This is a genomic window from Streptomyces sp. NPDC058872 (genome assembly GCF_042743065.1).
In the GTDB taxonomy this organism is placed as follows: domain Bacteria; phylum Actinomycetota; class Actinomycetes; order Streptomycetales; family Streptomycetaceae; genus Streptomyces.
Window position 1 is genome coordinate 103583 of sequence record NZ_JBHYMK010000003.1, and the last position, 12526, is coordinate 116108.

Genomic DNA, 12526 nt, shown 5'->3' on the forward strand with positions numbered 1-12526 from the left:
CGGCCATGATGGGGGGCATGGCGGGCCTGGAGGGTAGGGAACAACCGAGGCAGCGCGCGAGCGCCGCCCCAGCGCGGTGGGTTCCGACCCTTGAGGACGAACAGGCCGCCGAAGCAGTGGAGTTGTACGGCAATCCGGCCGAGGAGGACGTCCGCTTGCCGTCCCGCCCGGAGTCCGCCTGGGTGGCCCGCAGGCTCGCCCAGCACGTGGTGCTGCGGCAGTGGGCGCTGGGCCCGCAGATCACGGAGCACGTCGTGCTCCTGGTCTCGGAGCTGGTCGGGAACGCCGTCCGGCACACCGGTGCCCGGGTCTTCGCCCTGCGGTTACAGCGGCGGCGCGGGTGGATCCGGATCGAGGTGCGTGACCCCTCGCGCGGACTGCCGTGCCTGATGCCCGTGCGCGAGCTCGACGTGAGCGGCCGGGGCCTCTTCCTGGTCGACAAGCTCGCCGACCGGTGGGGCGTGGACCTGGCGCCGCGCGGCAAGACGACCTGGTTCGAGATGAGGGTCGCGGACCGGTCCTGAAGACGGGTCCGCACGAGGTGTCCCCCGGAGGTCCCGAGGCCCGGGGTGCCGGCCCGGAGGGCGAGGGGGCGGCCGGTCCCGCACGCACCGAAGCCCCCGTGCGCCGTGGTGGGGCGCGTGGGGGCTTCCGTGTGATGCGCCGTGGACGGGGGGGTGTATCCACGGCAGCTCTGTCGACCTGGCCCGGGTCAATGGAAGGTCGTGTTCCCGACTATGGCAGACAGGGGGCCTTCCTGCCAAAAGTTCCTAGTGGGTCAAGATGGTGCAAAAGCGGACAGGCTAACAATGAATCGTTGGTGACGTGTAGCACTCACCTTGTAAACAGTGAATGTCTATGCGGTTTGCCGGCTGGTTCTCGGGGTCGTCCGCATGTTGGACTCCTCTCATCTAATTGCAAACGTCCTGAATTGGCCTAATCGTAATAAATCGGGCATCGCGCCCCTTTGAATGGTCGGGTGAAGCCGACCGACCGCCGAGGAGCCCTCCGGGCGGGCGCGGCTGCCGCCCTGGTGGGAGCCCTCTCCACCGCCTGCGGCACGGAGCCGCGTCCCACCCCCGCCGCCCGGGCCCCCGCCGACGCCCCCCGGAGCCCCGCCGCGCCGGACCCCGCCGCGAGGGGCCCCGCCCCCGCTCCCCGCCGCTTCCCCGGGCAACCGGACGAGATCACCCACGGCCCCCGTGACCGACCCCGGGTCGCCCTCACCTTCCACGGCCAGGGCGACCCCGCCCTCGCCACCGGACTCCTCGCCCGGGCCGAGCGGGCCGGCGCCCGGATCACCGTCCTCGCCGTCGGCAGCTGGCTCGACGCGCACCCCGGGATGGCCCGCCGCATCCTCGACGGCGGCCATGAACTCGGCAACCACACCCAGCGCCACATCGACGTCAACGCCATGACCGAAGCCGAGGCCCTCGCCGAGATCGAGGCCTGTGCCACCCGGCTGCGCCGGCTCACCGGTTCCCCCGGCACCTGGTTCAGGCCCTCCCGCGCGCAACACGCCGCACCCGCCGTCCTGCGTGCCGCCCGGCGGGCCGGATACCCGCACGTCCTCTCGTACGACGTCGACTCCCTCGACTTCACCTCGCCCGGCCCCGCGGCGGTCGTCCGCAACACGACCGGGCCGGTCCGCGCCGGCTCCGTCGTCAGCCTGCACTTCGGCTACCCCGACACCGCCGCCGCGCTGCCCCTCCTCCTCGCCGACCTCGACCGTCGCGGCCTGAGCGCGGTCACCACCACGGAGCTGTTCAGCTGATGCCACACCTCACGAAACGCACCAGGACCCTCCTCGCCGCCGCCCTCCTCGCCACCCTCGCCGGCTGCGGCACCGCGGACCCCGGCGGCGGCGCGACGCCCGTCAAGAAGGCCGAGGCCCCGGCCGTCCCCCGACCGGCCGCGGCCCCCGCCGGCCTCCCCGGCATGCCGCCTCCGCTCGACCCGAACGACCTCTACGCCGCCGACCGGCCCAACCGGCTCTCCCCGGTGGTCAAGGACTTCCCCTCCCGGGTCTACGTCCCCAACACCAACTCCAACACCGTCTCGGTCATCGACCCCACCACCTACCAGGTGATCGAGACCATCCCGGTCGGCATCCAGCCCCAACACGTCGTCCCCTCCTGGGACATGAAGACCCTCTGGGTCAACAACAACCGCGGCCACACGCTGACCCCCATCGACCCGGCCACCGGCATCGCCGGCAAGCCGGTCGAGGTCCACGACCCGTACAACCTCTACTTCACGCCCAACGGCAAGTACGCCGTCGTGATGGCCTCGCTCGACCGCGAACTGGTCTTCCGCGACCCGCACACCATGGAACGCAAGAAGACCGTTCCCGTCAGCTGCTACGGCGTCAACCACGCGGACTTCTCGGCGGACGGCCGCTACTTCGTCGTCTCCTGCGAGTTCTCCGGCGAACTGCTCAAGGTCGACACCGAGAAGATGGAGGTGATCGGCCAGCAGAAGCTGCCCCTCGAGGGCGCCATGCCGCAGGACGTGAAGATCTCCCCGGACGGCAAGACCTTCTACGTCGCCGACATGATGGCCCACGGCATGTGGGTGCTCGACGGCGAGAAGTTCACCACCCCGACCCTGCTCCCCACCGGCAAGGGCGCCCACGGCCTCTACATCAGCCGTGACTCCCGCGAGATGTACGTCCCCAACCGGGGCGAGGGCTCGATCTCCGTCTTCGACTTCGCCCAGGACAAGCTCACCAAGAAGTGGTGGCTCCCGGACGGCGGTTCCCCCGACATGGGCGGCGTCTCCGCCGACGGCAAGGTCCTGTGGCTGTCCGGCCGCTACGACTCCGAGGTCTACGCGATCGACACGACCACCGGAAAGCAGCTCGCCCGCATTCCGGTCGGCAGCGGCCCCCACGGCCTCGCCGTCTATCCCCAGCCGGGCCGCTACTCCCTCGGCCACACCGGCATCTTCCGCTGAGGCTCAGTCCGCGACCAGCAGGGCCTCCGAGGCCACCGGGCGGTAGCCGGCGGCCTGGAACACCCGGACGCTGCGGGCGTTGCCGGGGGCCTGCTGGGCCCAGACCACCCCGTCCGGGGTCAGATGACGGGCGGCGGTGGCGAGGGCCCGGCCCAGCCCCCGGTGGCGCACCCCCTCGTCCACCTCGATCGCCGCCTCCCAACGGCCTGCGACGCCCCTGCCCAGCACGAGCACCCCGCCGTCGGCCGCCCACACCCGGACCTCGTCCCGGAACGCCAGCGCCCGCGCCACCCGGGGATGCGCCGGATCGTCGATCTCGCGCAGCGCCAACGGGGGAGGGCCGGGCAGCGCGTCGGCGACCGTGAGCAGGTCGATCGTGTCCATCCGCCGGCCGGTCCGGCCCAACAGGGCGGCCAGGAAGCGCGGGTGCATGCTGGCCGCGAGCGGTTCGCTCGGCGTGGCGGCCAGTTCGGCCCGTATCCACTCCGGGTCGAGGTCCGCGAAGACCACCGAGTGGGCGGTGAAGGCGAGCACGCCCGCGTCCCGTCGGCTCGGCTGCGGCACCACCGTGACCGAACCGTCCGCGGGCGGGAACTCCCCGCCCGCCGCCGCCTCCAGGACCCCTGCCAACGCATCGCTCATGCCCCCATGATCGGTCAGGGCCGGGCCGGTTACTCTGGCCCCCGTCAGACAAGCACCGAGAAGGGGCGGAAGCAGTGGCGGACATCGAGTCGGCTCGCACGGCATTCAACAGGTTCGACGTGAACGGCGACGGCTTCATCACCGCCGCCGAGTTCAAGCACGTCATGGCGCAGCTGGGCGACTTCAACGTCACCGAGACGGTTGCCGAGGCGCTCATCAAGCAGCGCGACGACAACGGCGACGGCGTCCTGTCCTGGGACGAGTTCTGGTCCCACCTCAACAAGGCCTGAGACGGGGTCTGGTCCCCGGGCCGGCCCGGGCCGGGGACCAGTGCGTCCGGGGAGACTTCGGGTCCGGACGTCGACGGACCCCGCTCCGCCGGTCGTCGGACCCGGGCGCGCCCGGAGGGCCCGTGCGGAGTCCCGCGCCGGCTCAAGGGACGAGTGCGTGCTCCAGGAACGCCCGGGCGGCCGGAGTGCAGTCGTCGAGGGAGGGCACCGCCAGGGCGAGGTTCCTGGCGATGGACACGTTCAGGGGGCGGGCGACGGCGCTGCCGAGATGCGCGGGCAGGCCCAGGGCGGGCACGATGGTCACTCCCAGGCCCGCTTCCACCATGGCGATGATGGCCGACAGTTCGCCGGCCTCGTAGGCGACGTCGAGGGTGGCGCCGGCGCGGCGCACGCCGTCCAGGATGACCGGTCGGCATTCGCCGGTCGTCAGGATGAACGGCTCGCGCGCCAGTGCTTGCACGGGCACCGTCTCCCTCGCGGCGAGTGCGTGCCCCCGCGGCAATAACGCGACCATCGTGTCCGTCCCCAACGGCACGGTGTGCATCCCGGGTTCCGGGAGGATCACCACGCCTATCTCCGCGGCCCCGTTCTGGAGCCAGCCGCGTATCTCGGGGCTGTAACCCTCCAGAAGGCGCACGCCGACCTGGGGGTAACGGTCGCTGAAGGTGCGGAGTCGGGCGGCGATCAGCGTCCCGGTGGCGCTCGGTAGGCTCGCGAGCCGCAGGGGCCCCCTCACCTGTCCGGCGGCAGCCGCCACGCCCGGACGGATGAGGTCGAAGTGCCGTATCGCCTCCCGGGCCCGGGTGACGGCCTGCTGCCCGGCCTCGGTGAGGGCGACGCCGTCCCGGCGCCGCACCAGCAACACCGCGCCCAGATCTGCCTCCAGCGCGGCGATCGACCGGCTCATGGTCGGTTGGGACTTGCCGGTCTGCTCCGCCGCGGCGGTGAACCCGCCGTGCTCGGCGACGGCCAGCAAGATCCGCAACTGCGACAGTCGCACTATACCCACCCCCGTATACCCTGGCCGCTCACCAGCATCTATGCCGATGGACCATGCCCCCATGCCCGCAATGGTATTTGACGGACGTCTGCGTAGGCTAGGAAGGTCGTGTCGTCCAATTTCGAGGGCACGACTCCGGAGGCGACATGTCGTCGATAACCGTCACCCGCAAGGCCGTTGATGTGGACGGCAGACCCGCCAGCTATCTCACCGCGGCGGGGGCGGACGGCGGCGCGGAACTCCCGACCGTCCTGTTGTTGCACGGGACCTACTGGAGCCGGGTGTGGCTGCCGGTGCTGCCGGAGCTGGCGGCGGCGGGGCTGCGGCCCATCGCCGTCGACCTGCACGGCCTCGGCCAGTCGGCCGGCGAACTGGACCTCGAATCCGCCACCGTGCCGGCGCTCGCCGGCTGGGTGGGGCGCTTCGCCGCCGCGGTGGGCGTCGACGAGCCGCTGCGGGTGGCCGGCCACGACATCGGCGGAGCCGTTGCCCAGCACCTCGCGGTCGGCGGGGACGCCGAGGTGGCCAGGCTGGCCCTGGTCAACTCGGTGACCTACGACTCGTGGCCGGTGCCGGGCGTGGACCGGTTCCGGAACCCCGAGGTGGTGGCCGCCACGAGCGTGGAGGAGCTGCTCGCCGCCCGGCGCACCGCGATCACCGCCGCGCTGGGGCGGCCGGCCGCCGAGGCGGAGATCTCCGAGTACCTCGACCCCTGGCGCAGCAGGCGCGTCGGTCGTTCCTGGATGGCGCTGGCCGGTGCGGCCGACTGCCGCTACACCCTCGACCTGGTTCCGGCGCTGAGCCGTTCGGAGATGCCGAAGCTGCTGGTGTGGGGAGAGGACGACACCTTCCAGGGCGTCGCGTACGCCGAACGCTTCGCCCGGGAGGTGCCGCACGCCGAGCTGGTTCGCGTCCCGAACGCGGGCCACATCCCGATGGAGAACGACGCCAAGGCGGTCGCGGCGGCGCTCTCCGCCTTCTTCGCCCCCGACGGGGCGTGACCGGGACGCGAGACGCGTCCCTCGGTGACCGTCCGGTGACGGGTGGACGTTCGGCACGGCGCGCAGGGCGCTGTGGGACGAGGGACGGGAGCCGCTCGAACGGCACCCGTCCGTCTGCGGGAGTCCGGGTCCGGCAGGCCGTGCGCGACCGCTTCGCCGGTGGTGCGGTGCCTGCCGTTCCCGGCGAAGGCCGCCGAGGCGTCAACGTGGCCCCACCGAGGAGTAAACGACGCATGCCGAATTTCAATCGGACATTTCCGTTCTGGGGTTGGAATGGTGATTCCATTTTCTGTGTCCGCCGGGAACTTGACGTGAAAGGCGATCACCCCTTGACCGTCTTCCAGTAGTGGATCTAGGTTTATCTCACGTTGGCCCTCTTCGGCGCCTTCGAGTCGTGCAATGAAGCTATTTTGAAGCAGCTGTCCGTGTCTGTGCATTCCCTGGCCGAAGCTCTGATCGTCGACGATCGTGGCTGAGTGTCGAATCCGCAGAGATGAAATTCCTCCGCTTTAGTGATGCCTTGAGGTCGGACTTGCTCTGGCCTGTGCCCGCGTGTCGACGACGCCACGTCGGACCTCAGGTGTCTCTTCAGATCTCAAGAAGCACTTTCCAGCGCCTTGATGTGTTACCTGCAGCCCGGGCGCTGGCGTAAGACCGGTCGGGCCTTCCGCGAAAGCCTGACCGCGACGGTCAAGTCGAGGTGCTGACGTCGATACGGGTCGTGTGCCGACGTCACGGAGCGAATAGGTTTATTTCATATGCATGCGAATGAAGTCGTCAGGGCTCCCGTTACTTTCGGGCAGCTCTCTCTTTTGCGCTCCATCCGGAACATCGACCCGCTGGCGGCCAATTTGCCCCAGGTCTGGAAACTGCCGCCGGGAACCACCCCCCAGCAGGTCGAAGAGGCTTTGACCACCCTGCAGGAACGACACGAGGCCCTCCGCACGCGTTACGCGGACATCGACAGCAAGACCCCCACACAAATCGTCCTCCAGCCACAACCGGTCGTCATCGCCGGCCCGCCGCAGGAGACCGATCCGGTGAAGGCGGCGGATTCCCTCGGTGGCGAGTCCTTCGACCTCGCGACCGAACCGCCGTGGCGCATGGTCCTGGTGGCCGAGGACGGTGAACTCCGTTGGCTGGTCATCTGTCTCCACCACATCGCGACGGACGGCTGGTCGATCAACCAGTTGCAGCGGGAGTTCCTGACCCTTCTCTCCGTTGACGCCCTCCCCGGGGGCGAGGCCCCGACGTGCCGGTCGCTGGCGGAGGAGCAGTGGGCCGAGGCCAACGAGACGCGCCGGAGGTCGGCCCGCAAGCACTGGCAGAAGCTGTTCCGCAGCGCGCCGCCCATGGTCCGGGACGAGGCGCCCGAGTCGGTCAACGTCCGGTGGGGCCGCTACGGCACCACGGAGCAGACCGACGCCGTCCACCGGATCGCCGAGGCCCACCGGCTCTCGCTCTCCTCCGTCGTCCTCAGCGCCTACTGCCGCGCCGCCGCGCAGTACGACGGCCTGGACGAGATCATGGTCGCGGTCCACACCAACAACCGCAGCGACCCGCGCTGGGAGAAGCTGCTCACGACCCAGAACCAGCTCATTCCCCTCGTCGTCCGCAACGACCCGGACGAGTCGTTCGGCGCCTTTGCCACCAAGGTCCACTGGGAGCTGTTCAAGTCCTACCGGCACGGTGAGTACAACGTCGACGACATGTTGGAGATCGCGACCGAACACGGCTTCACCGGCACGGTGAACGGCTGCTTCGACGGATCGGTGAGCGGGCTCTTCACCTACTTCTTCAACTACCTGGGCGAATACCAGAAGGACCGGCTCTCCGTCCCGGAGAGCCTGGAGACCGGGACGACCGGTCGCAACATCGGCGCGCCGCTCTACCTCCAGGTGCAGGAGGGCGAGGCCATCGTCTCGACGCTCCAGGAAAACTCCTCGGCGACCGACTACAAGAGGATCACGGACGTCCTCCGACTGATGGAGGAGATCCTCCTCGGCGCGGCCGGGGAAGAGGTTTCCCCGGCCGAGTAGGTTCGGTCGCCGGTCCCGTCCTCCGTTGCGGCGTCGTCGCACACGCCGGACAAGGGGCGGGGCGCGACGGAACCGCGCGGTGAAGACACGGAGCGCGGCCGCTCCGGCCACCCGGCATCCGGCGGGTAGCCGGCTCCACGCGCACCCGTGAACAGCCGCGAAGCAGCAATCATCGCAGTGGACCCGCTGCGAGAGGGGCGGAGCGGGCACAGCGGTCGAGGGCGTCGTCGCCGTGCGTCCGTCCTCACGCCGCTCGGGGGAGGCTCGGGCGACGTCTCCGGCCGTCGGGCGGGTCGCGCCTTCGCGCGCCGGGACGCCAAGGCGGGGCGTCCCGGCCGCCGACGCCACCGGGACGACCGGATTCCCCGCTGCTCCGAGCGAACCGCCGACCGGCCGAGCCGCCGGTCGCACATCCATCCACTGCACCGTTCTGGAGGAATAGTGTCGCAGCACGTCATGATCCTGCATCAATGGACTGACCGCTTCGCGGAGTACGAGTCGTACGTCGACCACACCGCCCACACGGTCACGTACATTGCCGCGCCATGGTCGCTCGGCTCGATCCCCGGCACGGCGGCCGCGGTGCAGCAGATCGCCAGCACGAAGGACGAGTCCCTGCTCAGGGGCGCCGTCGACGAGCTCATCGCCCGGTACGGCGTGCCCCACCGCATCGTCGCCCTCAACGAATCGGACCTCGACCTCGCCGCCGTCCTCCGCGAGGAACTCGGCGTCCCCGGCCAGACCCCGGCGGAGCTGGCGCCGTTCCGCGACAAGCTGGTCATGGCGGAGCAGCTGACCGAGGCCGGAGTCGCCGTGCCCGCGACCGCGCACGCGGCCGACCACCAGGTGGTGCGGTCGTTCGCTGACGAGCACGGCTGGCCCGTCCTGCTCAAGCCGGCGTGCGGTACGTCGAGCATCGGCATCACGCGCCTCGACTCCGCCGACGACCTCGCCGCGTTCGCCTTCCCGCCCGACGAGACCCTCCTCGTGCAGCCGTACCTCCCGCACGACGTCCTGCACGTCGACGGGGTCAGCCTGGGGGACGGACTCGGGCTCGGCGCCTGGCGGGCGTCACGGTACGTCAACACCTGCTTCGGCTACACCAAGGGCGAGCCGCTGGGCTCGGTCGAGATCGACGACCCGGTGCTCCTCGCCCGCGTGGAGGACTTCACCACCCGGACCACCGCCGCCCTCAGCGCCGGTCCCGTCGTCTTCCACCTGGAGCTCTTCGTCTCCGGCCCGCAGGAGGCGCCGGAGGTGCAGTTCCTGGAGATCGGAGCGCGACCCGGAGGGGCCGAAATCCCCTTCCTGTGGCGCGAGATCCACGGCATCGACCTCATGAAGGCCGCCTTCGCGCTCCAGGTCGGGGACCCGGTTCCCGACGAGGCGCGGTCGCTGCCGCCCGTCGAGGAGACCGAGCGCGCCGGCTGGCTGCTGGTGAGGACGCCGGAGGTCCGGCCGTGCCGCGTCATCGCGTCCGAGCTCGCGCCGTCCGCCGAGAAGGGCCCGTACGAGACCGTCCGTCCGATCCGGGGACAGACGATCGTCGCCACCCCCGGACACGAGCACAGCTACGAGGGCTCCGGGGCTCGCTTCCGGTTCCGCGGGCGCTCCAGCGCCGAGGTGCTGGCGAAGGTCGAACGGACCGTCGCCGCCTACGACTTCCGCTGCCGTCCCGTCGACCCGGACGCCCCCGAGCTGGTCGTCTTCGTCGGATCCGGCGAGCGCCAGTACCGCGAGTACGCGTACGAGACGGTCGCCAAGGGCACGCGGATCGCCCTCGTCAGCACCTCGGAGGCGACCTGGGAGCACGCGTACATCACGGCTCACCGACAGGTCCCCGACACCAAGCCCGACTCGCTGGTGGAGGCGCTCGGCGACCTCTTCGCGGAGCACGACGGCAACGTCGGCGTCATGACGTGGGCCGAGGCCCTCCTGGAGGACACCGCGGCCGCGGCCGCGCGGCTCCGCATGCGCCACATGTCGCCGACGGCCGCCGCGAACTGCCGGGACAAGCTCTCCACCCGGACGCTGCAGTCCACCGGCCTCGTCCGGTTCGCCCGCGTCGACACCGAGGAGCAGGCGCTGGAGGCCGCCCGGGACTTCGGCTACCCGGTCGTCATCAAGCCGCGCTCGCTCGCGGGCAGCGTGGGCGTGGCCCAGGCGAACGACCGGGAGGAGCTCGCCCGGCACTTCGCCATGACCGTGACGAGCAGCTTCCCCGGGCTGACCCCGCTCGGCGGCTCGATCGTGGAGGAGTACGTCGACGGCCCGGAGATCAGCGTCGACTCCGTGGTCTTCCAGGGCGAGGTGCAGCCGGTGAACGTGGCGCGCAAGCGCCTCGGCTTCGAGCCCTACTGCCAGGAGATGGGGCACCTCATCGCCCCGTGGCGCGACGAGCCGTGGGCGGACGAGGTGCGGAGCATGCTCGTCCAGACCCACCGGGACCTGGGCATCACCGACGGCGTGACGCACGCCGAGGTCCGGCTGTCGTCGTCCGGACCGAAGCTGATCGAGCTCAACGGACGCCTCGGCGGCGACTTCATCCCGCTCCTCGGCCACCTCGCCACCGGTGTCGACCTGACGTCCGCCGCGGTGTCGATCGCGCTGGGGCACCGACCCGACACCGAGCAGGTGCGCGATCGGTGCGTCGAGATCAGGTTCCTCTACCCGGCGGAGGACGGGACCGTGGAGTCCCTCGACACCGCCGCCGCCGAACAGCTCGACGGGGTCGTGCAGGTGGTGCCCCTGATCCAGCCGCCCACCCCGCTCCAACTGCCCCCGCGCGGCGTGCAGCCGCGCGTGCTCGCCGTCATCGTCGCCGGCGACAGCCCCGAGGAGTGCCACGCCGTCCTCGACAAGGCGGAGGCGCTCATCGACATCCGGCTCACGCCGCTCCCGTCACCGAAGGCCAAGTGATGATCAAGAACACCATCAAGAAGCTGGCCAGCGACTACTCGCTTCCCGGACGGAACCACCGCATCATCGCCTTCGGAGTCGTCATCAACGCCTCCAGCGGCGGGTTCTACCTGGCAGGCAGCACGCTGTACTTCCTGAAGGGCATCGGCCTGACGGCGGCCCAGGTCGGCATCGGCCTGACCATCGCCGGTCTCGTCGGCTTCCTGACCACGGTCCCCGTCACGCTCCTCGCGAAGCGCCTCGGCCCGCTCACCCTGCTGAGATCGCTCCAACTCTGGCGCGCGGCCTGGATGGTGGCGCTGGCCTTCTCCGAGAACATGGTCACCTTCACCCTGTGCGCCTCCATGGTGATGGTGTCGCGGGCGCCGATCTTCCCCATGGTCCAGATCCTGATCAACACGACCTCGAGCAGCACCGACCGCACCCGCATACTCGGCGTGATCAGCTCCGTCATCAACGTCGGGATGTCGGTCGGCACGCTCGCGGCCGCCCCCCTGATCTCGATGGGCGGGCTGTCCTGGCTGCGGTCGGTCCTCCTGGCCGGCGCCGCGTGCAGCATGCTGTCGGCGCTGGTCTTCCGCTTCCTGGACGTCGACACCTCGTCCTCGGAGCCGACCGCGCAGAAGTGGTACGCCGGGCTCGTCGACGTCGCGAAGGACCGCCCCTACCTGGCCCTCTCCGCCGTCAACGGCGTCCTCTTCCTGCACCCCGTCCTCCTCGGCGTGGCCGTCCCGCTGTGGCTGGTCGAGGCGACGAACGCGCCCGAGGCCCTGCTCAGCGCCCTCCTCTTCCTCAACACCATCCTCGCGATCGTCTTCCAGGTGCACTTCGCGAAGAACATCAAGAGCACTGCGGACGGCACCCGCTCCCTCCTGCGGTCCGGGCTGGCACTTGCCCTGTTCAGCCTGGTGCTGATCCCCACGCTGTACACCAACGTCTGGCTGAGCATCGCGATCCTGGTGGTGGCGATCGTCGTGCTCACCTGCGGCGAGCTCTTCCAGGGCGCGGGCGCCTGGGAGCTGTCGATCCGCCACGCGCCGGAATCGAAGAAGGCCGAGTACCTGGCCGTGTTCAGCCTCGGCGGCTCCCTCGCGAACATCGCGGGGCCCGCCCTGGTCGCCGTGCTCGTCACCTGGGGAGCGTCGGGCATGGTCGTCCTCTCGTCGGTCTTCGTCGCGGCGGCCGGCCTGATCATGGCGGTCGGCGGCAGGCTCGCGCGCTCCGAATCGGCGACGGAGGCCGGATCGCCGGACCCGGGATCGGTCCCGGCCGGCTCGCCCTCCGCCGAAGCGGCCTCCTGACCGGCGGCCCCCGCCCTCCGGCTCCCCCTCATCCAGCAAAGGAGAAGACCATGCAGGAACGCCTGCTCGCCCTCATCCTCGGCGTCATCGAGGAACTGAACGAGCGACGCGAGGAGAAGATCCCGACCGACAACCCGATGGAGGTGAGTTTCTACGGGAACGCGGCCGTCTTCGACTCGATGCAGCTGGTGAACTTCCTCGCGCGCGTCGAAGAGGCGATCGAGGACGAGTACGACGTGGAGATCTCGCTGACCTCCGAGAAGGCGGTGTCGCAGCGGATCAGCCCCTTCAGCAGCACCCGTCGGCTCGTCGAGTTCGCCATGGGCGAGCTCGAGGAGGCCGGCGTCATGGCCGACGCCTGAGCGGCCGCGACACCATG

11 protein-coding genes are annotated in these 12526 nt (G+C 70.4%); 9 read left to right on the top strand and 2 right to left on the bottom strand.

Going from position 1 to position 12526, the window contains the following annotated elements; genetic code table 11:
* Nucleotides 1–17: 17 nt before the first annotated feature.
* The 3 genes from ACFW22_RS02630 (at nucleotide 18) to ACFW22_RS02640 (ending at nucleotide 2955) form a co-directional block, all read left to right on the top strand.
* The gene (locus ACFW22_RS02630; RefSeq protein ID WP_386397778.1) at nucleotides 18–524 is read left to right on the top strand and encodes an ATP-binding protein; all 507 of its coding nucleotides are present in this window, start codon (nucleotides 18–20) and stop codon (nucleotides 522–524) included.
* Between the two features lie 455 nt (nucleotides 525–979).
* Nucleotides 980–1774: a polysaccharide deacetylase family protein gene (locus ACFW22_RS02635; RefSeq protein WP_386397781.1), complete on the top strand. Its 795-nt coding sequence runs from the start codon at nucleotides 980–982 to the stop codon at nucleotides 1772–1774.
* The gene (locus tag ACFW22_RS02640; protein ID WP_386397784.1) at nucleotides 1774–2955 is read left to right on the top strand and encodes a YncE family protein; all 1182 of its coding nucleotides are present in this window, start codon (nucleotides 1774–1776) and stop codon (nucleotides 2953–2955) included. Before ACFW22_RS02635 ends, ACFW22_RS02640 begins: the two co-directional genes overlap by 1 nt.
* Nucleotides 2956–2958: 3 nt before the next feature.
* Here the strand turns inward: ACFW22_RS02640 and ACFW22_RS02645 are convergent, their stop codons facing one another.
* Nucleotides 2959–3597 carry a GNAT family N-acetyltransferase gene (locus ACFW22_RS02645; protein ID WP_386397787.1) on the bottom strand — a complete coding sequence of 213 codons (639 nt, stop codon included), beginning with the start codon at nucleotides 3595–3597 and terminating at the stop codon, nucleotides 2959–2961.
* Between the two features lie 74 nt (nucleotides 3598–3671).
* Between ACFW22_RS02645 and ACFW22_RS02650 the strand changes: the two genes are divergently transcribed.
* Complete coding sequence (locus tag ACFW22_RS02650) at nucleotides 3672–3887, top strand: EF-hand domain-containing protein (protein ID WP_384879912.1); 216 nt, start codon at nucleotides 3672–3674, stop codon at nucleotides 3885–3887.
* A 142-nt stretch (nucleotides 3888–4029) separates the two neighbouring features.
* On the opposite strand, the gene ACFW22_RS02655 is transcribed toward ACFW22_RS02650, so the two are convergent.
* Nucleotides 4030–4896 (bottom strand): LysR family transcriptional regulator, encoded by an 867-nt coding sequence (locus ACFW22_RS02655; RefSeq protein WP_386397791.1) that lies wholly within the window; start codon nucleotides 4894–4896, stop codon nucleotides 4030–4032.
* Nucleotides 4897–5033: 137 nt separating this feature from the next.
* Here ACFW22_RS02655 and ACFW22_RS02660 point away from each other — a divergent pair, with 137 nt between their 5' ends.
* From ACFW22_RS02660 to ACFW22_RS02680, 5 genes are all read left to right on the top strand, one after another.
* Nucleotides 5034–5888 carry an alpha/beta fold hydrolase gene (locus ACFW22_RS02660; protein ID WP_386397794.1) on the top strand — a complete coding sequence of 285 codons (855 nt, stop codon included), beginning with the start codon at nucleotides 5034–5036 and terminating at the stop codon, nucleotides 5886–5888.
* Nucleotides 5889–6700: 812 nt separating this feature from the next.
* On the top strand, nucleotides 6701–7927 hold the full coding sequence (locus ACFW22_RS02665) for a condensation domain-containing protein (protein WP_386397797.1): 1227 nt from the start codon (nucleotides 6701–6703) through the stop codon (nucleotides 7925–7927).
* 441 nt (nucleotides 7928–8368) lie between these two features.
* Complete coding sequence (locus ACFW22_RS02670; protein ID WP_386397800.1) at nucleotides 8369–10846, top strand: ATP-grasp domain-containing protein; 2478 nt, start codon at nucleotides 8369–8371, stop codon at nucleotides 10844–10846.
* Entirely contained in the window at nucleotides 10846–12147 is a 1302-nt protein-coding gene (locus tag ACFW22_RS02675) for an MFS transporter (protein ID WP_386397803.1), read from the top strand. Before ACFW22_RS02670 ends, ACFW22_RS02675 begins: the two co-directional genes overlap by 1 nt.
* Before the next feature lie 50 nt (nucleotides 12148–12197).
* Nucleotides 12198–12509: a hypothetical protein gene (locus tag ACFW22_RS02680; protein WP_386397805.1), complete on the top strand. Its 312-nt coding sequence runs from the start codon at nucleotides 12198–12200 to the stop codon at nucleotides 12507–12509.
* Nucleotides 12510–12526: the final 17 nt, after the last annotated feature.

What these genes read in the sequence shown, in the direction of transcription:
- ACFW22_RS02660 (WP_386397794.1), top strand. Translation starts at nt 5,034, where the DNA reads ATGTCGTCGATAACCGTCACCCGCAAGGCCGTTGATGTGGACGGCAGA.
- ACFW22_RS02645 (WP_386397787.1), bottom strand. Translation starts at nt 3,597, where the DNA reads ATGAGCGATGCGTTGGCAGGGGTCCTGGAGGCGGCGGCGGGCGGGGAG.
- ACFW22_RS02640 (WP_386397784.1), top strand. Translation starts at nt 1,774, where the DNA reads ATGCCACACCTCACGAAACGCACCAGGACCCTCCTCGCCGCCGCCCTC.
- ACFW22_RS02630 (WP_386397778.1), top strand. Translation starts at nt 18, where the DNA reads ATGGCGGGCCTGGAGGGTAGGGAACAACCGAGGCAGCGCGCGAGCGCC.
- ACFW22_RS02680 (WP_386397805.1), top strand. Translation starts at nt 12,198, where the DNA reads ATGCAGGAACGCCTGCTCGCCCTCATCCTCGGCGTCATCGAGGAACTG.
- ACFW22_RS02675 (WP_386397803.1), top strand. Translation starts at nt 10,846, where the DNA reads ATGATCAAGAACACCATCAAGAAGCTGGCCAGCGACTACTCGCTTCCC.